Origin of the sequence: Agromyces sp. NPDC058104 (genome assembly GCF_042884835.1) — a bacterium.
In the GTDB taxonomy this organism is placed as follows: Bacteria; Actinomycetota; Actinomycetes; order Actinomycetales; family Microbacteriaceae; genus Agromyces.
The window spans coordinates 933414-954636 of record NZ_JBHVTD010000002.1; the positions used below are offsets into that span (position 1 = coordinate 933414).

General features: G+C 73.0%; 22 protein-coding genes. 12 read left to right on the top strand and 10 right to left on the bottom strand.

Annotation, left to right across the window (positions count from 1 at the left end; all coding sequences use genetic code 11):
• Positions 1-24: 24 nt before the first annotated feature.
• The 3 genes from ACFVTH_RS12260 to ACFVTH_RS12270 all read right to left on the bottom strand — a co-directional run bounded on the left by ACFVTH_RS12260 (position 25) and on the right by ACFVTH_RS12270 (position 2643).
• The gene (locus ACFVTH_RS12260) at positions 25-819 is read right to left on the bottom strand and encodes a DUF2306 domain-containing protein (RefSeq protein ID WP_387091069.1); all 795 of its coding nucleotides are present in this window, start codon (positions 817-819) and stop codon (positions 25-27) included.
• An 86-nt stretch (positions 820-905) separates the two neighbouring features.
• Positions 906-1610: an endonuclease/exonuclease/phosphatase family protein gene (locus tag ACFVTH_RS12265; protein WP_387091072.1), complete on the bottom strand. Its 705-nt coding sequence runs from the start codon at positions 1608-1610 to the stop codon at positions 906-908.
• 52 nt (positions 1611-1662) lie between these two features.
• The gene (locus tag ACFVTH_RS12270; protein ID WP_387091076.1) at positions 1663-2643 is read right to left on the bottom strand and encodes an NAD(P)/FAD-dependent oxidoreductase; all 981 of its coding nucleotides are present in this window, start codon (positions 2641-2643) and stop codon (positions 1663-1665) included.
• 65 nt (positions 2644-2708) lie between these two features.
• Between ACFVTH_RS12270 and ACFVTH_RS12275 the strand changes: the two genes are divergently transcribed.
• The 3 genes from ACFVTH_RS12275 to ACFVTH_RS12285 all read left to right on the top strand — a co-directional run bounded on the left by ACFVTH_RS12275 (position 2709) and on the right by ACFVTH_RS12285 (position 6133).
• The gene (locus ACFVTH_RS12275) at positions 2709-3299 is read left to right on the top strand and encodes a helix-turn-helix domain-containing protein (RefSeq protein ID WP_387091079.1); all 591 of its coding nucleotides are present in this window, start codon (positions 2709-2711) and stop codon (positions 3297-3299) included.
• Between the two features lie 54 nt (positions 3300-3353).
• Positions 3354-3740, top strand: a complete 387-nt coding sequence (locus ACFVTH_RS12280) for a PLDc N-terminal domain-containing protein (protein WP_387091081.1) — start codon at positions 3354-3356, stop codon at positions 3738-3740.
• Positions 3741-3853: 113 nt separating this feature from the next.
• The gene (locus ACFVTH_RS12285) at positions 3854-6133 is read left to right on the top strand and encodes a hypothetical protein (RefSeq protein ID WP_387091084.1); all 2280 of its coding nucleotides are present in this window, start codon (positions 3854-3856) and stop codon (positions 6131-6133) included.
• Positions 6134-6175: 42 nt separating this feature from the next.
• On the opposite strand, the gene ACFVTH_RS12290 is transcribed toward ACFVTH_RS12285, so the two are convergent.
• Both ACFVTH_RS12290 and sigJ read right to left on the bottom strand, forming a co-directional pair.
• Positions 6176-6466, bottom strand: a complete 291-nt coding sequence (locus ACFVTH_RS12290; RefSeq protein WP_387091086.1) for a DUF1905 domain-containing protein — start codon at positions 6464-6466, stop codon at positions 6176-6178.
• Positions 6467-6504: 38 nt separating this feature from the next.
• Positions 6505-7431, bottom strand: a complete 927-nt coding sequence (sigJ, locus tag ACFVTH_RS12295; RefSeq protein WP_387091089.1) for an RNA polymerase sigma factor SigJ — start codon at positions 7429-7431, stop codon at positions 6505-6507.
• A 130-nt stretch (positions 7432-7561) separates the two neighbouring features.
• Between sigJ and ACFVTH_RS12300 the strand changes: the two genes are divergently transcribed.
• On the top strand, positions 7562-8308 hold the full coding sequence (locus ACFVTH_RS12300; RefSeq protein WP_387091091.1) for an SDR family oxidoreductase: 747 nt from the start codon (positions 7562-7564) through the stop codon (positions 8306-8308).
• A gap of 67 nt (positions 8309-8375) precedes the next feature.
• Complete coding sequence (locus ACFVTH_RS12305; RefSeq protein WP_387091094.1) at positions 8376-9302, top strand: aldo/keto reductase family oxidoreductase; 927 nt, start codon at positions 8376-8378, stop codon at positions 9300-9302.
• A 15-nt stretch (positions 9303-9317) separates the two neighbouring features.
• On the opposite strand, the gene ACFVTH_RS12310 is transcribed toward ACFVTH_RS12305, so the two are convergent.
• Positions 9318-9971 (bottom strand): TetR/AcrR family transcriptional regulator, encoded by a 654-nt coding sequence (locus ACFVTH_RS12310; RefSeq protein WP_387091097.1) that lies wholly within the window; start codon positions 9969-9971, stop codon positions 9318-9320.
• A 113-nt stretch (positions 9972-10084) separates the two neighbouring features.
• On the opposite strand from ACFVTH_RS12310, the gene ACFVTH_RS12315 reads away from it, so the two are divergent.
• Together ACFVTH_RS12315 and ACFVTH_RS12320 are read left to right on the top strand one after the other, a co-directional pair.
• Positions 10085-11665, top strand: a complete 1581-nt coding sequence (locus ACFVTH_RS12315; RefSeq protein WP_387091100.1) for a purine-cytosine permease family protein — start codon at positions 10085-10087, stop codon at positions 11663-11665.
• An 8-nt stretch (positions 11666-11673) separates the two neighbouring features.
• Positions 11674-12888 carry a serine hydrolase domain-containing protein gene (locus ACFVTH_RS12320; RefSeq protein ID WP_387091103.1) on the top strand — a complete coding sequence of 405 codons (1215 nt, stop codon included), beginning with the start codon at positions 11674-11676 and terminating at the stop codon, positions 12886-12888.
• 13 nt (positions 12889-12901) lie between these two features.
• On the opposite strand, the gene ACFVTH_RS12325 is transcribed toward ACFVTH_RS12320, so the two are convergent.
• Positions 12902-13810, bottom strand: coding sequence for a 3-methyladenine DNA glycosylase (locus tag ACFVTH_RS12325; RefSeq protein ID WP_387091106.1), 909 nt, complete (start codon positions 13808-13810; stop codon positions 12902-12904).
• A 90-nt stretch (positions 13811-13900) separates the two neighbouring features.
• On the opposite strand from ACFVTH_RS12325, the gene ACFVTH_RS12330 reads away from it, so the two are divergent.
• Positions 13901-15430, top strand: a complete 1530-nt coding sequence (locus tag ACFVTH_RS12330; protein ID WP_387091109.1) for an ATP-dependent DNA ligase — start codon at positions 13901-13903, stop codon at positions 15428-15430.
• A gap of 69 nt (positions 15431-15499) precedes the next feature.
• On the top strand, positions 15500-17341 hold the full coding sequence (locus tag ACFVTH_RS12335) for an SLC13 family permease (RefSeq protein ID WP_387091111.1): 1842 nt from the start codon (positions 15500-15502) through the stop codon (positions 17339-17341).
• 19 nt (positions 17342-17360) lie between these two features.
• Here ACFVTH_RS12335 and ACFVTH_RS12340 read toward each other — a convergent pair whose 3' ends face one another.
• Both ACFVTH_RS12340 and ACFVTH_RS12345 read right to left on the bottom strand, forming a co-directional pair.
• Positions 17361-17684 (bottom strand): hypothetical protein, encoded by a 324-nt coding sequence (locus tag ACFVTH_RS12340; protein WP_387091113.1) that lies wholly within the window; start codon positions 17682-17684, stop codon positions 17361-17363.
• A gap of 39 nt (positions 17685-17723) precedes the next feature.
• Entirely contained in the window at positions 17724-18326 is a 603-nt protein-coding gene (locus tag ACFVTH_RS12345) for a dihydrofolate reductase family protein (RefSeq protein WP_387091116.1), read from the bottom strand.
• Between the two features lie 224 nt (positions 18327-18550).
• Here ACFVTH_RS12345 and ACFVTH_RS12350 point away from each other — a divergent pair, with 224 nt between their 5' ends.
• The gene (locus ACFVTH_RS12350; protein ID WP_387091119.1) at positions 18551-19024 is read left to right on the top strand and encodes a VOC family protein; all 474 of its coding nucleotides are present in this window, start codon (positions 18551-18553) and stop codon (positions 19022-19024) included.
• 81 nt (positions 19025-19105) lie between these two features.
• Here the strand turns inward: ACFVTH_RS12350 and ACFVTH_RS12355 are convergent, their stop codons facing one another.
• The gene (locus ACFVTH_RS12355; RefSeq protein ID WP_387091121.1) at positions 19106-19573 is read right to left on the bottom strand and encodes an SRPBCC domain-containing protein; all 468 of its coding nucleotides are present in this window, start codon (positions 19571-19573) and stop codon (positions 19106-19108) included.
• A gap of 77 nt (positions 19574-19650) precedes the next feature.
• Between ACFVTH_RS12355 and ACFVTH_RS12360 the strand changes: the two genes are divergently transcribed.
• Both ACFVTH_RS12360 and ACFVTH_RS12365 read left to right on the top strand, forming a co-directional pair.
• Positions 19651-20211 (top strand): TetR/AcrR family transcriptional regulator, encoded by a 561-nt coding sequence (locus ACFVTH_RS12360; protein WP_387091124.1) that lies wholly within the window; start codon positions 19651-19653, stop codon positions 20209-20211.
• A 63-nt stretch (positions 20212-20274) separates the two neighbouring features.
• Positions 20275-21204 carry an intradiol ring-cleavage dioxygenase gene (locus ACFVTH_RS12365; protein ID WP_387091127.1) on the top strand — a complete coding sequence of 310 codons (930 nt, stop codon included), beginning with the start codon at positions 20275-20277 and terminating at the stop codon, positions 21202-21204.
• Positions 21205-21223: the final 19 nt, after the last annotated feature.

Below are 21223 nucleotides of genomic sequence, written 5' to 3' on the forward strand. Positions count from 1 at the left end.
ACGCCGGCCGCGCGCCTCCCGCGCTCAGCCGGCGGCGGCCGTCGCCCGCCAGAACGTCGGCAGGCCGCGGCGGGCGATGAGCCACTCGGCGACGACGAGGTTCGGCAGCCAGCAGAGGAACGGCACCAGGGCGTACGCGTTCGCGAAGACGGCGTCGAAGTCGAACTCGCCGGTCGCGAAGGGCAGCTGCGCGACGATGAGCAGCGGCAGCCAGATGCGGAGCGCGACGGCCGCGTAGGTGAGGGCGAAGTTGCGCATCATCCAGGCGCGGTGGCTCGCGACATCCCGCCGGCGGATGGCGCGGTAGCCGAGCCAGCCGGTCGCGAGCCAGAGCACGCCGAGCGAGCCGAAGCCGACCAGGCCGACGAGCCCCGCGTCGTTCACCGGGGCGATCACGAGGCCGGCGACGCCGCCGAGGCCCACGGCGACGAGGTAGCCGCGACCGGTCCAGCGATGCACGCGCGGATGCCTCGTGCGGAGGCCCTGCCAGAACTGCAACGGGCCGACGACCAGCGCGAACCCGCCCGCGACGATGTGCGCGTAGAACGCGAGCTGCACGGGCCACGGCTGTTCGGCGTAGTTGCCGGCCAGGCCGCCCGACGGCGTCTCGGCGAGCTCGCGCAGCGAGGCGGTGAGGTACGGGACGACGGCGAACGCGGCGATTCCGAGGGAGGAGAGGAGCACCCACGTCCACCCGATGCGGCGGGCGGCGAGGCGGCGGCGAGCCGGCGGGGGCGGCGTGATGACGGCGCTCGCGGCGGTGGCCGCGCTCGCGGCGGGGTCGGCCGCGGCGGCGACGGGGTCGGTGATCGAGGGCATGGCCGCACGCTACGAGCCGCGCCGCACGGCGGTTATCGGGTGAACCCCCGGATCGGGGCGGGGGTCGACCGGCCGGGCGGCCCGCCTCAGATGACGACGTCGATCTCGTCGTCGGCGTGCGAGCCGACGTACTGCGCGTCGATCAGGATCGGCAGGTGGTCGCTCGACCCGCGGGGGAGCGTCTCGACGCGGCGGATCTCGAAGTCGGCCGAGGTCGCGAAGTCGAAGTGCCCGCGGAAGTACTTGTACCGCGTGTACGTGCGGCTGTCGCTGAGGGTGAGCTCGTAGCCCGCGTTGCGGACCTTCTCGGCCAGGTTGTCCTTGAAGACGGGGTAGTTGTAGTCGCCGACCATGAGGGTCGGCAGGTGCGGGCCCATGAGCTGCAGCGAGCCGAGCGCCGAGTGGATCTGGTGCCGTCGCAGCGAGTTGAGCGCGGTCAGCGGCGCCGCGTGGAACGACGCGACGATCACCTCGCGGTCGTGCTGCAGGTCGACGAGCCGGGCGCCGAGCAGGCGCTCGTGCGCCGGGCGCAGCACGCGGTCGTGCAGCGACTTCTTCAGCGCGAACGCCCGGATGTCGCGCGGCGTGAACCGGTCGGGCCGGTAGTAGAGCGCGAGGCCGAGCCGGTTGCCGGTCGTCGAGTGCGCGAGCCGCAGCCGCCCGACCTCTTCGGCGAGGTTGGTCGTGTCGCACTCCTGCAGGCAGAACACGTCGGGGGAGTAGCGCTCATCGAGCGCCGCGAGTTCGGAGATCGCGCGGTGCTTGCGGAGGTTGTAGCTGATGACCAGCATCACCTCAGCCTAGGTGCTGAAGGTGAACGCCCGCCGTGGATGACGCGACGGGTCACACCTCGCGTCCCGACGGCGCCGCGAGCGCCGCGCGCACCTCCTCCTCGACGAGATCGGCGTTGATCGCCGCACCCGCCATGCTGCCCGCCGCCATCGCGTAGGGCACCGAGGATCGCGGGTCGGTGACGTTGCCCGCCGCCCACACGCCCGGCACGCTCGTGCGGCCCATCGCGTCGACGACGGCGAACTCGCCGCCCATCGGGTGCGCGGCCCGGTCGACCGTGAGCGAGCGCAGCACCGGGTCGTTCGGTTCGGGCTCCGGGCCCGCGAAGATCGCGTCGGTCGCGACCTCCGTGCCGTCATCGAGGCGGATGCCGCGGAGCGCTCCCGCCTCGTCGGCGATCACCGCCGCCACGGCGCGATCCTCGATGCCGATGCCGCGCGCGAGGAGGCCGGCGCGTGCCTCCTCGGGCAGCTGCGCGCCGTGCGCGAAGACCGTGACCCGGTCGGAGAGCTGCCGCATGAGCTGGGCCTGGTGCACCTGCGCGGCACTCGTGGCGAGCACGGCGACGCCCCGGTCGCGCGCCTCCCAGCCGTCGCAGTACGGGCAGACGAACGCCCCTCGGCCCCACTGTTCGGCGAGGCCGGGAACGTCCGGCAGGACGTCGGTCAGGCCGCTCGCGACGAGGAGTCGTCTGGCGAGCAGTCGCTCGCCGTCGGCGAGGTCGAGCGTGAAGCCGGAGGCCGGGGCGTGCGCGTCGGGGGCGACATCGTCGGCCGCCTCGGCGCCGACCGCGACGCCGGAGCGCAGCGTCACGCCGTCGTAGCGCCCGAGCTCGGCGCGCCCGTCGTCGAGGAGGGCGAGCGGTGAGCTGTGATCGCGGCCGAGCACGCCGTGCATGTGGCCCGCGAAGCGGTTGCGCGGCCGGCCCTCGTCGAGCACGAGGACTCGCCGGCGGGAGCGGCCGAGCATGAGCGCGGCGCTGAGGCCGGCGCTGCCGCCGCCGACGATGATGACGTCCCAGGTCTGCTGCATGTTCCGATCTTGGGTCGTTCATGATGGACTGGCAATCCGGTTTGCCGAAACAGCAAGGAGTCCCCGTGTCCGTCGACGCTCCCGCGCCGCCCATCGACCGGATGCTCGACGGCGTCTCCGCGCGGCTGCGCGAGCTCCGCACCCGCCGCGGGCTGACGCTCGCCGAGCTGGCGGAGGAGACCGGCATCTCGGCGAGCACCCTGTCGCGCCTCGAGTCGGGCGGCCGGCGCCCGACGCTCGACCTGCTCATCCGGCTCGCCGCGGTGTACCGGGCGAGTCTCGACGACCTCGTCGGCGCACCGCAGATCGCCGACCCGCGGGTGCACCCGAAGCCGTTCTACCGCGACGGCACGGCGATCATCCCGCTCACGCGCAGCAACCCCGACGTGCACGCCTTCAAGATGGTGCTGCCCGGGCACGCGCCCGACGCGCCGGTCGAGCAGCGGGTGCACGAGGGCTACGACTGGATCTACGTGCTGAGCGGCCGGGTGCGGCTCGTCCTCGGTGACGACGAGATCGTGCTCGAGCCCGGCGAGGCCGCGGAGTTCGACACCCGCACGCCCCACGGCACGGCGAGCGCTTCGCTCGAGCCCGCCGAGATCCTGAACCTCCTCAGCGCGCAGGGCGAGCGGGTGCACCTCCGGGCCACCCGCTGATCGCTCGCCGACGGCGCTCGACCCGCGCGGCGGCGGGGCCGTAGGCTGGCGCGCATGCCGTTCGTGTTCACCATCCTGACGCTCGCCGCCCTGGTGTACGCACTCGTGGACATCATCATGCGCGACGAGTCCGAGGTGAAGCAGCTGCCGAAGTTCGGCTGGATCCTGCTCGTCGTGCTGCTGCCCCTCATCGGCACCGTGCTGTGGTTCACGCTGGGCCGCGACTACTCGTCGGCGCCCCGCCCCCGTCCCCGATTCGCCGCGGCCGCCGGTGCGCAGGCCGCACCCGTCGCCCCGCAGGCGCACGTGGTGCCGCGTTCGCCCGACGGCCGCACGACCGAGGAGCAGCTCGCCGACCTCGACCGCGAGATCGAGTACTACGAGAAGCGGGCCGAACTCGAGCGGCGCAGGCGCGAGCTCGGGCAGGGCGCCGCCGAATAGCCGTCGCGATCGCGCATCGGTGCCACCCCTGAGGACGCGGGGGAAGCTGAGGTTCTATCATTCCGGCGGGTCGACTGCGCCGTCCCCGGCTGCACGGCCCGTCGGGAGGGACCGTGAACGCGATCGACGGCGCGCTCGCCGAGGTGGCCGACACCTCCGACTGGGGCGCCTTCCAGTCCGGGATCATCGCGCCCTTCGTCGACTTCGGCGTCGTCTGGGCGGTCGCCTGGCTCGTCTGCATCGTCGCCGCGCGACTGCTCTCCGCCCTGCCGCAGTGGACGCGCTCCTCGGTCACGCGACGCTCGAGCATGAACGCGAAATGGATCGGCGGCCTCATCACCGCGATCGCGGCCGCGGGGTTCGTCGCGGCCGGCGCCGCGACGAGCGTGGCCGGACCGTGGCTGCCGCTCGTCTGGGTCGGGATCGGCCTCCTCGCCGTGGCCGGCGTGCTCGTGCTCGCCTTCGGGATGGCGACCACGCCGTGGCTGAAGATCGTCGTGGTCGGCTCGGGCGGGTCGACGAACGACGCCTGGGCCACCGAGGTGGCGGTGCGCATGCGCGAGCTCAACGCCGACAACCCGAGCGGCCGCGTCGAGCGGCCCGACGGCTCCGACCTCAACGAGCTCGTCACGATCGCCGACCGCACCGAGAACTGGGCCGTCGCACTCGTCGGCGGCGCGATGTCGATGCTGCTCAACCTCACGCCCTGGCGCCTCGAGGTCACGGTCTTCGACGCCGTGTCGGGTGTCGCGCGGCTGCGCCGCAACGGGCGCATCGTCGAGGACGCCCCGCTCGACCTGCCCGCCGAGCCGGCCGACCGCGAGCATCCGGGCGAGCTGCTGGTGCTCTCCGCGGCGTTCGCCGCGACGACCGTCGCCGAGTGCTACCCCGACATCATCGGCTTCTACAACACGCGCGAGTGGCTCGGCCTCGGCCTCATCGGCATCGCCCGGCGCACCGCCGACGACGACCTGCGCGAGCAGTACATCGCCCGGGCCATCCAGGCCGATCCGCGGAGCATCCTCGTCGAGTTCGAGGACGTGTACGAGCGCTATCGCACCGCCACCGACCCGCAGAGCCTCCACGACCTGCTCGACCGCCTCGAGCCGATGATCCACGTCGCGGCCGTGCTCGCGGGGCGCACGGTCGACGCGGTCCACGACGCGAGGGTCCGGCCCTGGCACGTGCTCGACTGGGAGCCGAAGCGCGACACCGACGAGGCGCGCCGCCGCTGGCGCAGGGTCAGCACGCATCCCCAGCCGCAGCTGCTCCTGCTGCGTCTGCTCACCTACTACACGATGACGGTGCGCAACTGGCTCATGTCGGGCGACGCGGCACTGGCGAGCGACAGCGAGCGTCTCGCGTGCACCGAACGAGCGGCCGGCATCGTGGCGGAGTTCGTGGCGGTCCTCGACGAGATCCCCGCGCGCGAGCGGGCCGCCGCGGAGGAGGTGCTCGAGCGGATGGAGCAGCGGGCGGGACTGGGGCTGCTGCTGCTGCTCGACGACCTCGAGGGGCTTCGCGGAGGCGAGGCGGACGACCGGTTCCGCGACCGCCGCGCGACGGCGGAGGCGTGGCGGAAGGCAGCGATGGACTCGCCGGAGGTCGAGGTGAAGTACTCGGTCGCCTGCTATCAGAGTCGCCGGATCGCTGCGGGGCGGGCGGAGCTCGACGCCGAGCTCGCCGACATCGTCGAACGGCTGAGCGGTGTCTGCTGGGTCGAGGAGTACCGCGACCTCGCGATCACCGACCCCGAGCTCATCCCGCTCGGCCGCGAGCCGGCGATGCGCGACGCAGTGCTGTTCGACATGCAGGACGGCTGGCAGATCGACCGATTCAGGGCGCCGCGCCTGCCGCTCGAATGGGCGGGCGTCCGCCGCCCCGAAGATCTGGCCGCGCCGGCCGTGCAGCACCGCGTCGTGCAGCGCTCGGGTCTCGACGAGTCGGAGGTCGCGACCCTCGCGGACGCCGCGCGCATCCTGCGTGCGGCGCTCGAGGCCGAACTCGACTTCACCGGCGAGGGCGACGATGCCGAGGCATCCGCGCGGCGCGCGCGGCGCGAGCGCTGGGCGCGGCTCCGGGCCGCCCGGTGCCTGCTCGATGCCGAGCGGCACAGCTCGCGGAGCCTCGTCGCCGAGTACGAGGACGACCCCGAGTCGATCGTCGACGATGTCGCCCGCGCGATGTTCTGGGTCGCGGACGACGAGGAGCTGCGTGCGGTCGGCGACTATCTCGGCCGCCTCGTCGAGCTCGTGCGCGAAGGGATGCCGAGCGCACCTGCGGCGGTGGAGGCGGCGGCGGGTGCGGCGGCGGACGACCCAGCGGGGAACGACCAGGGCGGCCGGGTCGCCGGTGCGGATCGGCCCGCGCCGCAGGGCACATTGGTGGCATGAGCGAGACCCCGAACGAGGCGGCCGGGTTCCCGGCTCCCCGCGTCAGATCGTCCCGAGCTCGAGGCGCAGCTCGACGGTGTCGCCGAGATCGAGCGACTCCGCCCTCCGCACCCAGCCCTTCACCGGCACGATGTACCCGCCGTCCTTCGGCCACAGCGCGGTCGGCCACTCGCTGCGCCCGATCCGCACCGTCGCGGGCACCATGCCCCAGCCGTAGCTGACGAGCGGCGCGACCTGGGCGATGACCTCGCACTCCGCCTCGGGCACGGAGACGAAATGCCATGGCGCCGGCCCGCGCCAGAACCACAGCTCGCCGGCGAATGCGAGTTCCATCGGCTCAGGATACGACGGGCCGGGTCGGTCGGCGCGGTTCAGTCGCGACCGGTCGCACGCGCGTTCCAGCGCCGGAGCTTCTCGGGGTTGCGCGTGATCCAGACCTGCGAGATGCGTTCGCCGCGCACGGCGACGGAGGCGACGGAGTCGATCTCCCCGCGCTCACCGAACGCGAGGACGAGGCCGTCGGCCGTCTCGTGCAGCGCCCACTCGAGCGCAGGGCCCCGTCGCTCGAGGATTCCCGCGACGTAGCGGGCGACGTGGTCGGGCCCGAGCACGGGGCGACGCGCCGCCGAGACGAGCCCGCCCCCGTCGGCGACCAGCACGACGTCGGGGTCGAGCAGCGCCACGAGCACGTCGAGCCGCCCGCTTCCGGCGGCGGCGACGAAGGCCCGCACGACCTCGTCGTGGCGTTCCCGGCTCACCGTTCCCGCGCGCCCCTCGCGCACATGACGCCGCGCCGAGGAGGCGAGCCGGCGGCAGGCCTCGGGCGTGCGCCCCACGACCTCGGCGATCTCGGCGAACGGCACGGCGAACACCTCGTGCAGCACGAAGGCGACGCGCTCGGCCGGGGTGAGCGCCTCGAGCACGACGAGGAGGGCCGTCGACACCGACTCGTCGAGCATCGCGCGATCGAGGGGATCGTCGGCCGCCCGCACGGCGAAGCGCGCGACATCGGCGGTCGGCAGCGGTTCCGGCAGCCACTCGCCGACGTACGACTCTCGCCGGGCCCGGGCGGAGCCGAGCAGGTCGAGGCAGATCCGGCTCGTGACCCGCATCAGCCACGCCCCGGGGTTCTCGATCTCGCGGCGCTCGGCCGGAAGCATCCGATACCAGCGCGCGTAGCCCTCCTGGACGGCGTCCTCCGCGTCGGCGACCGAGCCGAGCAGGCGGTAGCCGAGCCCGAGCAGCCTCGGGCGCTCGGCCTCGAGGGCGGTGGCCTCCACCGTGTCGTCGCGGGTCATGCGCCAAGCCTCTCATTCCGCGCCCCCGGTCCCGCGTCACATTCGGGCGGGCTGCGTCGTCGTCATGGTGAGGGGGCGAGCGGATGACTCGCCGGCGGCACCGGGCCGCACCCGGGAGAGGAGCAGCACCGTGAGGATCGCCGTCGCCGGAGGCACCGGCACCGTCGGGCGCCATGTCGTGGACGTCGCCCGCGAACGAGGGCACGAGGTGGTCGTCCTGGCCCGGTCGACCGGGGTCGACCTCGTCTCGGGCGACGGGCTCGCCGACGCACTCGCGGGGGTCGACGCGGTCGTCGACACGGCGAACATCGCATCGATCGACCGCGAGGCGGCCGAGCGGTTCTTCACGACGACCTCCCGCACGCTGCTCGATGCCGAGGCGCGTGCCGGCGTGCGACACCACGTGCTGCTCTCGATCGTCGGCATCGACGACGTGCCGTACGGGTACTACGAGGCGAAGCTCGCGCAGGAGCGCGTCGTCGAGCAGGGCGCGGTGCCGTGGACGATCCTGCGGGCGACCCAGTTCCACGAGTTCGCGGGCCAGATGGCCGGGCGCCTGCGCATCGCGGGGGTGCAGCTCGCGCCGCGGATGCGGACGCAGTCGATCGCGGCTCGCGAGGTGGCCGAGCACCTCGTGGAGCTCGCCGAGCGCCCGGCAGCGGGTCGGGCAGGGGAGCTCGCGGGCCCGCGCGAGGAGCAGCTCGCCGAGATGGTGCGCCGCCTGGTGCGGGCGGAGGGGCGGCGCGGGCCCGTGCTGCGGGTCTCGCTGCCGATGCGCGGCATGGCCGAGATGCGGCGCGGCGCGGTGCTGCCCGGGCCCGGGGCGGTGATCGGGCGGCAGAGCTTCGACGAGTGGCTGGCGGCGGGCGCGCGCTGACGCGTCACGCGCCCTCGCTAGGGTGGGTGGGCGCGCCCGAAGGCGTCGGGCGCACCGAAGGAGCCTCGTGAAGACCATCGACCTCGCCGGCAACGCGGCGCCCAACGTCGTGCTCGGACTCATGCGCATCGAGCGGATGAGCGACGAGGAGGTGCGCGGGCTCATCGCCACGGCGCGCGACTCGGGCATCGACTTCTTCGACCACGCCGACATCTACGGCGAGACGCTGCACGCGTGCGAGCGGCGCTTCGCCGAGGCGATGCGGTTCACGCCGTCGGAGCGAGAGCAGGTGACCCTGCAGTCGAAGGCCGGCATCGTGAAGGACGGGCCGTACTTCGACTTCTCGTACGAGCACCTCATCGAGTCGGTCGAGGGCTCGCTGCGCGCCCTGCAGACCGACTACCTCGACATCCTGCTGCTGCACCGCCCCGACGCGCTCGTCGAGCCCGACGAGGTCGCCCGCGCGTTCGACGAGCTCGAGGCCGCGGGCAAGGTGCGCGCCTTCGGCGTCTCGAACCACACGCCGGGGCAGATCGAGCTGCTGAAGTCGTCGGTGCGCCAGCCGATCGTCGCCAACCAGCTGCAGCTGTCGATCACCCACGCGCCGATCATCGCCCAGGGCGTCGCGGCGAACATGCAGGGGCTCGCGCAGTCGACCGTGCTCGACGGGGGCGTCGTCGACTACTGCCGCCTGCACGGCATCACGATCCAGGCTTGGTCGCCGCTCCAGGCGGGCTTCTTCAACGGCGTCTTCCTCGGCTCGCCCGACTACCCCGAGCTGAACGCGGTCGTCGACCGCCTCGCGGCGCAGTACGACGTGCCGCCGATCGCGATCGCCACGGCGTGGATCACGCGGCATCCCGCGAACATGCAGGTCGTGCTCGGCACGACGAACGCCGAGCGCGTCGCCGGGGCGGCGCTGGGCTCGGCGGTGCCGCTCACCCGCCCCGAGTGGTACGAGCTGTTCCGCGCGGCCGGCTACCAGGTGCCCTGAGCGCCGTTCGCCCGGTCAGGCGGGCTCGTCGACCGGCTCGAGCGCGTCGATCGCCGCGCGGAGGCGACCGGGCTCGAGGCCGAGCGCCCACTCGCTCGTGTCGGTGACGAACCGCCAGTAGGCGTCGGAGGCGAACGCGCCGGTGTTGTTCGCGTAGGCCCCGAATCCGTCGATCGCGATGAAGATCCGCACGCACGCGGTGAACGCGTCGTCGGTGGCGAACGCGCCGGCGGCGATGCCGTCGTCGATGAGCGCGGTGAGGCGGTCGCGGTCCATCGACTCCTGCTCCTCCAGAGCCTCGTCGAGCGCCGGGCGGAACCTGCTGAGGTGCCGCGCATTGAGCCAGAGACGCGAGATCGGCCGCGCGTCGGAGCTCTCGACCCGCGACACGAGGCGGGCCATGCGCTCGAGCGGTGCGCCCCCCTCGGGCACGAGCGCCTCCCGTTCGTCGGAGACGGCGTGCACGAACGCCGCGATCACGAGATCATCCGCGACCGGGAAGTAGTGGCTGATCAGCCCGGGGCGCACGTGGAGCCGGTCGGCGACGGCGCGCAGCGTGATCCCCTCGAGGCCGCTCTCCAGGGCGAGGTCGGCCGCCGTGCGCACGATCTCGGCACGTCGCTCGGCGGGCGGCTTGCGGGCTCGAGCGTCGGGCGCGCTTGACATCATGCCCATCATGTTATTGGATGAGCGACCAATAGCCCATTGGTCAGGTGACCAATAGCAGCGTCGCGGTCGGCAGCACCGCGACGACGCGACCCCGCTCGCCGAGAGGATCCCCCGTGTCATCCCAGCTTCCCGCAGCGTCGCAGGACTACGTCGACGCACCCACCCAGCCGGAGACCCGCGGCATCGAGGTCGTCCGCCCGTCCGAGCGGCACGGCCGCGCACGCGACCTCTTCGGCGTGTGGGCCGCGCCCAACGTGAGCGTGCTGAACTTCACGATCGGCGCGACGATGATCCTGCTCGGACTCGAGATCTGGCAGGCCGTCGCCGTCATCGTCGCGGCGAACCTCCTGTGGGTCTTCCCCGGCCTCATCGCGATCGCCGGCCCCGCGGCCGGCACCTCGGGCTCGGTCATCAGCCGCGCGCTCTACGGCATCATCGGCAACAAGGTCGTCATCGCCTTCACCGGCTGGCTCATCTCGGCCGTCTTCCTCGCGCTGAACTGGCTCGCCTCCTCGTTCATGGGCGCCGACCTGCTCGCGCAATGGGGCTTCGCCGACCCCGTGCTCGGCCCCGTCATCGTGACGCTCGTCGTCTCCGCGATCACGGTGCTCGTCGCCGTCTACGGCCATGCGCTCATCATCAGGAGCTACACGGCGATCTCGATCGCGCTCGCCGTGATCTTCCTCGCCGTCACCGCGTTCGCGCTGCCGACCGTCGACTGGGGCTACCGGGCGCCCGAGGCGCTCACCGGCGTGCCGCTCTGGTCGGCGATCACCATCGGCTTCACGATCCTCGCCTCCACGCCGCTCTCGTACATCAACAGCCCCGACATCGCCCGCTACCTGCCGCGCGACACGAAGCCGTCGCACATCATCGCGGCGACGGCACTCGGGGGCGCGCTGCCCGGCGTCTTCTTCACCGTCGTCGGCGCGCTCATCGCGACCGGCCTCGACGGAGCCGCGGTCGACGCGGGCATCGAGTCGGCCATCCTCGGGCTGCTGCCGAGCTGGCTCGGGCCGCTGCTCGTGCTCGGCGTCATCGTGAACACCGTCGCCCTCAACGGCATGACGACCTACACCTCGAGCATGGCGCTGCAGTCGGTCGGCGTGCCGATCCGGCGCATCCCGTCGGCGATCGTCGTCGGCGTCATCGGCACGGCGCTCACGCTCTATCTCGTGATGTCGACGAGCCTGCTCGACGCCGTCAACCTCATGCTCCAATTCCTCGTGATCGTCTCGGGCCCGGCCATGGCCGTCTTCGCGACCGACATCGTCCTGCGCCGCAACCGCTACGACGCCGTCGAGCTGTTCGACGAGCAGCGCGGCGGAAAGTACTGGTACACGGCGGGGTGGAGCATCCCCGGCATGGCCGCGGTCGTCGTGGGCGGGGCCGTGGCCGCCGTCTGCCTCTCGACCGAGGTCTGGACCGGACCGGTCTCCGAGGCGATGGGCTGGGTCGACCTCTCGGTGCCGGCCGGCATGATCGTCTCGGCCCTCGTCTACCTCGGCCTCTCGAAGACGGGCCTCGGCCGGTTCGGCGAGACGCCGGCGCCGCTGGGCGCGAGTGAGCCGGCCGAGCCGGGCGCGGGTGCGCCGGCCGAGCCGGGCGCGGGTGCGCCGGCCGAGCCGGGCGCGGGTGCGCCGGCCGCGCCCGCGGCGAGCCCCGCTGCTCCGACGACCGAGCCCGCGGCATGATGGCCGGCATGAGCGACGCGACCCTCCCGATCGACCCGCACGACCCCGCCGCGACCGGCCCGCATCCGCCACGCTATCCCGGGGCTCCGGCGGGCGTGCCGACGCTCGACACCTGGCAGGAGGCACCGGGCAACCGCTGGGCGTTCGGCGACCTCGGCGAGCTCGTGCCGACCGCAACCATCTCGCGCACCCCGCCCGACGCTCGCGCGGGCATCGCGGCGACCGTGCGGCTCGACGCGTTCGCCGCCGCGATGCCCGAGCTCGAGCGCCGGCTCGAAGCGACGTACACGGACGCGTTCCTGGTGCTGCGCGGCGACGAGGTCGTCGCGGAGTACTACAAGCCCGGCTTCGCGCCCGGGCAGCGGCACCTGCTCATGAGCGTCTCGAAGTCGATCTGCGGCCTCACCGTCGGCGCCCTCGTCGACCAGGGACGCATCGACCCGGCGAGGCCCGTCACCGACTACGTGCCCGAGCTCGCCGGTTCGGTCTACGACGGCCCGACCGTGCGCCACGTGCTCGACATGCAGATCGCGATCGACTACGACGAGAACTACGTCGATCCGGCCGCGGAGGTGCAGACCCACGACCGCTCGGCGGGCTGGCGGGTGCGCCGGCCGGGCGACCCCGTCGACACCTACGCCTTCCTCACGACGCTCCGCGGCAGCGGCGCGGTGGGGGAGTTCCAGTACTGCTCGGCCAACACCGACGTGCTCGCCTGGATCATCGAGCGCGTCACGGGCGCCCGCTATCACGACGTCGTCTCGGAGCTCGTGTGGTCGAGGCTCGGCGCCGACCGCGATGCGACGATCACCGTCGACCGCTCGGGCTTCGGCTTCGCGAACGGCGGCATCTCGTGCACGGCGCGCGACCTCGCGCGGGTCGGCCGGCTCGTGCTCGACGGCGGCGTCGCACCCGGCGGCCGCGTCGTCTCCGAGGCGTGGACTCGCGGCATCCTCGCCGGGGGCGACCGCGACGCGATGACGTACGAGGGGTTCACCGGCAGGTTCCCCGACGGCTCGTACACCGCGCAGTGGTGGTGCACGGGCAACGCGCGCGGCAACGTGAGCGGTATCGGCATCCACGGGCAGAACCTCTGGCTCGACCCGCCGACCGACTCGGTGACCGTGAAGTTCTCGACCTGGCCCGACCCCGACACCGCCGAGTGGAACGCGCTCCAGACGGACCTGCTCCTCGACGTCTGCGCGGCGCTCGACGCGAGGTGAGCCGCGCGCGGGCTCAGCCCGCGGCGATCGGAGTGGACCGGGCCGGCTCCGCCGACCCTGCCGACCCCGCAGGGAACGCCGCGTCGAGCAGCTCCCGCCGGAGCCCGTTCGCGCGCTCGGCGAAGCCGCGCTGCCGGCGCACGTACTCGGCCTTGCCCTCGGCCGTCTCGATGCGCACGGGCTCACCGCCCCACGGCTCCATGTCGTACGGCGAGGCCTGCATGTCGAGGTAGCGGATGTCGCGGGCGAGCTCGAAGGCGTCGAGCAGCAGCTCGCCCGGGGCGAGCGGGCCCAGCTTGACCGCCCACTTGTAGACGTCCATGCCGGCGTGCAGGCACCCGGGCTGCTCGAGCTCGGGCTGCGACTCGCGCGTCGGGGCGAAGCGGTTGCGCGGAGTCGCCTCGGGCGTGAAGAACCGGAATGCGTCGATGTGGGTGCATCGCAGCTCGTGCGCCTCGACGACCCCGTCGGTCGCCGCCTGGCCGAGCCGCAGCGGCACGGGGTGGCGATGCTCGCCCTGGCGGTAGACCATCGCCCACTCGTGCAGCCCGAAGCATCCGAACGCGCCGGGCCGCGACGCCGTGCGCCGGAGCATCCGCTCGACCAGGGCGAGCATCGCACCCTTCTCGGCGGTCATCGCCGCGCGATCGACGACGAGCGATCCCGGCTCGTCGCCGGGCGCGTACCAGCGCCACTCGGCGCGCGGGGTCGCCGCGGCGCCTCCGAGCTCGACGCCGGCGCCGGGGTGCCAGCGGCGCAGCAGGCCCGGCGAGTACGAGTAGTAGGTGAAGAGGAAGTCCTCGATCGGATGCCTCTCGCGCGCCGCCGCCCGGGCGCGATGACCGGCCGTGAGGGCGTCGGCCCGTTCGGCGTGCGCCTCGGCGCGGGCGCGCCAGTCGCCGGCGGCGAGGTGGGTGGTCATCCTCCAAGGGTACGTTCGCCCGCTGGGCGTCGTTCCACTCGCCGGGTTCGGCGGCTCCGTGATGTCCGAGGTCGGTGCGAGACTGGGCGGGTGCTGATCGACGAGCTCGTCACCACCTCCGCGGCCGTGGCCGCCACCCGCTCCCGCCTCGCGAAGGTCGAGGCGCTGGCCGAGCTGCTGCGGCGGCTCGAGCCCGACGAGATCGCGCCGGCCGTCGGGTTCCTCGTCGGCAAGCCGCGGCAGGGGCGCGTGGGCGTGGGGTGGCGCGGCCTGTCGGCCGCGATCGAGGCCACCGCCGCGGCCGAGACGCCCTCGATCACCGTCGCCGAGCTCGACACGACGCTCGACCGGCTCGCCGCCGCGGCGGGCACGGGTTCCTCGGGCGAGCGGGCGGGCGAGCTGCGCGAGCTCCTCGCCCGCGCGACCGAGGGCGAACAGCACCTGATCGCCGGTGTGCTGCTCGGCGAGGTGCGCACCGGCGCACTCGAGGGCGTGCTCGCCGACGCCATCGCCCGCGCGGCCGACCGCCCCGCCGCGGTCGTGCGCCGGGCGGCCATGCTCTCGGGCGATCTCGGCGAGACGGCCCGGGTCGCCCTCACCGGCGCCGAGGGCGAGCTCGAGGCCGTCGGGCTCGTCGTGGGCCGCCCCGTGCAGCCCATGCTGGCGGCGACCGCGGCGTCGCCGACCGCGGCGATCGAGCAGACCGGCGAGGCCTCCGTCGAGGTCAAGCTCGACGGGGCCCGCATCCAGGTGCATCGCGCCGGCGACGAGGTACGGGTCTTCACCCGCAACCTCGCCGACATCACGCACCGTGTGCCCGAGGTCGTCGAGGTCGTGCGCGCGCTGCCCGTCGACCGGGTCATCCTCGACGGCGAAACGCTGTCGCTCGGCGAAGACGGCGCCCCGCGCCCGTTCCAGGAGACGATGTCGCGCTTCGGCGCCGAGACCGCGCGGGACGCCGTGCTGCACCCCTGGTTCTTCGACGTGCTGCACGTCGACGGGCGAGACCTGATCGACGAACCCCTCGCGGAGCGGCTCGCCGTGCTCGAGCGCATCGCCCCCGGGCACCGCATCCCCGGCGAGGTCACGGCCGACGCCGAGGTGGCCGAACGGGTCTCGCGCGAGGCGCTCGCCGCGGGGCACGAGGGCGTGGTCGTCAAGGCGATCGGCTCGCCCTACGCGGCGGGCCGGCGCGGCGCGAGCTGGGTCAAGGTGAAGCCCGTGCTCACCTATGACCTCGTCGTGCTCGCCTGCGAGTGGGGCTCGGGCCGCCGCACCGGGCTGCTCTCGAACCTGCACCTCGGGGCGCTCGACCCGAGCGGAGAGTTCGGCGAGCCGGGCGGCTTCGTCATGGTCGGCAAGACCTTCAAGGGCCTCACCGACGAGCTGCTGCGCTGGCAGACCGAGCGCTTCCCCGAGATCGAGGTGCGGCGCACCGCGAACACCGTCTTCGTCGAGCCGATCACCGTCGTCGAGATCGCGATCGACGGGGTGCAGCGGTCGAGCCGGTACCCCGGCGGCATCGCCCTGCGCTTCGCCCGGGTCAAGCGCTACCGCGACGACAAGGGCCCGGCCGAGGCCGACACGATCCAGACGCTGCGGGGGCTGCTGCGCGGCTGAGGCGGGCGATCGGCCGTCGCGCTGGCTCGAGACCTGCCCCGCGGGCGCCCTGCCCGATACTGTGGCACCGTGAACTGGCAGCTGCTGGTCGTGCTCCTCCTGCTCGTCGCCTCGATCGTGATGTTCGCGATCAACCGCCCGCGCATGGACGTCGTCGCGGTGGGACTCCTGGTGGCCCTCCCGCTCACCGGCGTGCTGACCGTGCCCGAGACGCTGTCGGGGTTCTCCGACCCGAACGTCGTGCTCATCGCCGCGCTCTTCGTGATCGGCGAGGGGCTCTCGCGCACGGGGCTGACGTACCGGCTCGGCGACTGGCTGTCGGCGCGGGCGGGCACGAGCAGCGCGCGGCTCATCGTGCTGCTCATGCTCACCGTCGCGCTGCTCGGCGCGTTCATGAGCTCGACCGGCGTCGTCGCGATCTTCATCCCCGTCGTGCTGAGCATCGCGGCGCGACTCGGCGTCTCGCCGCGCCAGCTCATGATGCCGCTGAGCTTCGCCGCGCTGATCAGCGGCATGCTGACCCTCATCGCGACCGCGCCCAACCTCGTGATCGACGCCGAGCTCGTGCGCGCGGGCGAGGCGGGGTTCGAGTTCTTCTCGATCACCCCCTTCGGGCTCGTGGTGCTCGCGCTCGGCATCGGCTACATGCTCGTCGCACGCCGCTTCCTCGGCGCCGACTCCGCCGACGACGGCGGGCGGGCCGACCGCACCTACGGTCACCTCATCGGCGACTACCGGCTCGCCGACCGGGATCGGCGGGTGAAGCTCGGGCGGGGATCACCACTCATCGGGCAGCGCGTCGGCGAGGTCGACCTGCGCCCGCTCGGCCTGCGCGTCATCGCGGTCGAGCGCACGCGATGGCTCCAGCGCACCCTCGAGGTCACGGCGACGGCGCCGGCGACGCAGCTCGCGAAGGGCGACGTGCTGCTCGTCGACGTCTTCGAGCGCCGCGGCGATCTCGCCGAGCAGCTGCGACGCCTCCGTCTGCGCCCGCTGCCGGTCGGCGAGGGCTTCCTCGCCGAGCGGTCCCGCGAGGTGGGGCTCGGCGAGGTGATGCCGCCGCCGAACTCGGCCGCACTCGGTCGCACGATCGGCGGGCTCCGCACCCGCGAGCTGTACCGGGTCGACGTGATCGGACTGCGCCGCGGCAGCGAGGCGCTCGGCGGGTCGCTCGCCGCGGAGCGCGTGCGCCTCGGCGACACCCTGCTCGTCGTCGGCGCGTGGGACGACGTCCAGCGGCTGACGGCGCGGAGCACCGACTTCGTCGCCCTCGAGCTCCCCGCCGAGGTGCGCGAGCAGGCGCCCGCCGCGAACCGCGCGCCGTTCGCGCTGCTGAGCGTCGTCGTCATGGTGGTGCTCATGGTCACCGGCATCGTGCCGAACGTGATCGCCGCACTCATCGCGTGCCTCATGATGGGATTGTTCGGCTGCATCGACATGCCGAGCGCGTACCGCTCGATCCACTGGCCGACGCTGCTGCTGATCGTCGGCATGCTGCCCTTCGCGCTCGCGCTCGAGCGCACGGGCGGCATCGACCTCGCGGTGACGGCGCTGACCTCGACGTTGGGACAGGGCAGTCCGACCGTGCTGCTCGCGGGCCTGTTCGTCACGACGGCGGTGATCGGCCTGTTCGTGTCGAACACGGCGACGGCCGTGCTGATGGGCCCGGTCGCGATCGCGACCGCCGACGCGCTGGATGCCTCGCCCTACCCGTTCGCGATGGTCGTCATGCTCGCGGCCTCGGCCGCGTTCATGACCCCGGTGTCGTCGCCCGTCAACACGCTCGTGCTCGGGCCGGGGCGGTACCGCTTCGCGGACTTCCTGCGGATCGGCGCGCCGTTCGCGCTCATCGTGATGGTCGTGGCGATCACGCTCGTGCCCTGGCTGCTGCCGCTCCACCCCGGTGGCTGACCGTTGCGACCTGGCCGCTTCACCGCGGCGTGATCGAGTCGACGAAGGCGTACGCCTCGCGGGCGACCTCGCGCCAGCGGTCGACGCCGTCGGCGACGGGCACCACGGCCCACTCCCGCATCGGGCGGCCGCGCATCACCATGTGGTCGAGTCCCGACCCTTCGATGCGGTCGGCGTCGAGCTTCACGACCAGGTCGCCGTGCGACGAGACGAAGGCGAAGAACTTGCCGCGCACGGACAGGCCCTCCGAGCCGAACATGCGGCCGAAGGCCACATCGGGCTCGACGAGGAGTTCGGGGGCGAACTCCCCGAGGAGCTCGAAGCCCTCCTCGCGACTGCTCACGATCGTCGATCCCTTCTGCGCCGGTCGCCCGAAGCCCCGTCACTCCATCGAGATGCCGGTCACCGGCACCCCGACGCGGTCGTAGACGAGCCCGATCGCCCCGCTCGAGTACGTGCGGGCGGGCTGGGCCAGCGTGAACGAGGCCGGCTTCACCCCGTCGCGGAACATCCGCTTGCCGGTGCCGAAGGCGATCGGGTAGACGAACAGGTTGAGCCGGTCGACCAGGTCGTCGTCGAGGAGGGTCTGCAGCAGGTCGCCGCTGCCGATCATGTGGATCTCGTCGAACCGCTCCTTCACGGCGGGCAGCTCGGCTGCGGCGTCGCGCAGCACGGTGGTGCCGGCCCAGCCGGCGTCGCCGAGCGTGCGTGAGACGACGTACTTCGGCACGGCGTTGAACTTCTCGGCGATCGGGCCCGACTGCTGCGGCCAGTACGCGGCGAAGATGTCGTAGGTCTTGCGCCCGAGCAGCAGCGCGTCGAGGCGGTCGATGCCCGCCATGATGTCGGCGCCGTTCTCGTCGTCGAGGTACGGGGCCTGCCAGCCGCCGTAGGGGAAGCCGTGCTCCTCGTCCTCCTCGGGCCCGCCCGGGGCCTGGTAGACCCCGTCGAGCGTGACGAACAGGTCGGCGGCGATGATGCCCATGGCTCGCTCCTTCGTTGCCTCGGCCGGGCGACGGGGGGCCGCCTCGACTCGTCGGACGGTGCGGGCGCGGGCGCGCCATGCACCGTGCCCCATTGTTCGCCTCCGCACCCACGAATGGAACCCCGCCGGTGATGCCGTGCCGGCGGGTCGGGCGGCCCCGACCCGCACACCCTCGTGGACGAGCGCGGTGGAGGATGTCGGCCGCCCGGCGTAGCCTGTGCCGCGTGACCGGCCGTGACGCGGCGAGCCGGCGACGAGCGAACGGAGCCGAGATGGCGAACCTGGTCGTGCACTTCGAGATCCACGCGAGCGAGCCGCAGCGGCTCGTCGATTTCTACACCGAACTGCTGGGGTGGCAGTTCACCCAGTTCGGCGACTACCCGTACTGGATGATCCAGACGGGCGAGGGGTCGATCGGCAACACCGAGGCCTCTCCCGGGCTCGGCATCAACGGCGGGCTGACCCAGCGCCAGGGGCCGCCGCCGGCCGCCGGGGCGCCGGTCAACGGGTGCAACATCGTGGTCGGCGTCGACGACGTCGATGCGACGTTCGCACGCGCGCTCGAGCTCGGGGCGGCCGAGGCGGTGCCGCTCGAAGACACGGAGGGCGTCGGGCGCACCGGCGCACTCACCGACCCCGACGGCAACCTCTTCGGGCTCATCTCGCCCGTGATGAGCGACGGCACGCGCGCGATGTGACCATCCCGCCGCCCCGTGCGGCCCGGCCACGGAGCGCGGCTCCCTCGGTGCTCCTGCCGGCCCCGCCCGGGGCGGTCGGCGTCAGGTGCTCGCGAGGAACCCCGCGAGCCGGTCGAGGCCGGCCGGCCACGCCGTCGATTCGAAGAAGTCGCGCAGTTCGGTCGATGGAAAGCCGGTGTGCTCGACGGTCGCGAGCGTGCCCGCGCCGGTCGACGTGAGGGTCATGACGATGCGTGACTCGAGAGGCGGCATCGGCGCTCCGTCCAGCCACGACTCGCTGACGAGATTGGTGACCAGGCGGTGCGGACGGTCGATCTCGCGGTACGTCTGCACGTCGTGCACGACGGTCTGCGCGTTCGGGCGGAAGCGCGCCTCCCAGCGACCCCCGACCCGGAGGTCGACCGAGGTCTGCACGGCGCCGTCGTCGGGGCCGAGCGCCGACAGCCAGACCCGCTGCGCGACGGGATCCGTGTAGGCGTCGAACACCTCCTCGGGTGTTGCGGGCAGTTCACGCCGAACGGTGAGCCCGATGAGTGCAGTGGCGTCCATGACGACTCCTTCGTCGCGGGGTTACTACGTTCGTAGTAGGACTATGTTCATAGTAGACCCGACCGAGCGAGGTGACAATGCCCACCACCAGAGATCGCGCCCTCGACGCCGCCCTCGAGCTGCTCGGCACCGAAGGGGTTCGCGCCCTCACCCACGCCCGCGTCGACACCGCCGCCGGGCTGCCCGCCGGCAGCACCTCGAACTGGTTCCGCACGCGCCGGGCGCTCCTCGCGGGGTGCGTCGACCACCTCGCCGAGCAGGAACGGGCCGAATTCGACGCATCGCGGGCGTCTGCGACCGCCCCGAGAGGTCCCGACGAGTTCGTCGACGGGCTCTGCCGGGTGCTCGAGCTCGAGACCGGCCCGTTCGCCGTGCGAACGCGGGCGAGGTACTCGCTCTGGCTCGAGCTGGGCGACGACCCCGAGCTCGGGGCGCCGCTGCGGCGGCAGCGACTCGGGTTCGAACGCTGGACGGAGGGGCTGCTGACGGGCATCGGCATGCCGCACCCCGAGACCGCGACGAAGACCGTCATGGCGCTCGGCGACGGACTCGTGCTGCATCGGCTCACCGTCGACCCGGCGCTCGACCCGCGGCCGCTCGTCGAACGGGCGGTGCGAGCGCTCATGGCCGGGGCATAGCGACCGCACAGCCGCCGGCGAGGCATCCGGGTCATGCTCGCCTGCAGACGTGAGGAGACCGCCATGACCGACCGAACCGCCGACCGCACCGCGCGCGAGCCCGAGACCGCCCGCGGCGTCGATCCCCGCTGGCTCGATGCCGACGGCAACGAGATCGACGAGGACCACCGCGGGCTCGTCTACGACATCCGCACGCTCGTCGACCGGCGTCGGGCGCTCGGCATCTTCGGCGGCATCGGGCTGACGTCGCTGCTCGCAGCCTGCTCGGCGCCCGCCGCGTCGAGCCCGAGCCCGACGACCGCGTCCGGCTCGTCGTCGAACGAGACGCCCACCCCGTCGGCGTCCGCCGACGCCGCGGCATCCGGCCCGCTCGACGAGGTGCCCGACGAGACCGGCGGCCCCTACCCGGCCGACGGCTCGAACGGCGTCAACGTGCTCGACGACTCGGGAATCGTGCGCAGCGACATCCGCTCGTCGTTCGGCTCGTCGACGACGGTCGCCGAGGGCGTGCCGCTCCAGATCGCGCTCACCGTGCGCGACGCGGTGACCGGCAGTGCGCTCGTCGGCGCCGGTGTCTACCTCTGGCACTGCGACCGCGACGGCGACTACTCGCTGTACTCGCAGGGTGCCGCGAACGAGAACTACCTGCGCGGCGTGCAGGCGACCGACGAGAGCGGCACCGTGCGGTTCACCTCGATCTACCCCGCCTGCTACTCAGGCCGCTGGCCGCACATCCACTTCGAGGTGTACTCCGACGTCGACAACGCCGTTGCCTCCGGGCCGATCGTGAAGACCTCGCAGATCGCCCTGCCCGAGGAGGCGAACGCACTCGTCTACGCGACGGCCGGCTACGAGCGGAGCGTGCGCAACGCCTCGCAGGTGAGCCTCGCGGGCGACAACGTGTTCGGCGACGACGGCGGCATCCACCAGATCGCGAGCATGTCGGGGTCGGTCGCGGCGGGCTACACCGCGGCGCTCACGATCGGCGTCTGAGCGGTCCGTCTGCGAGAAC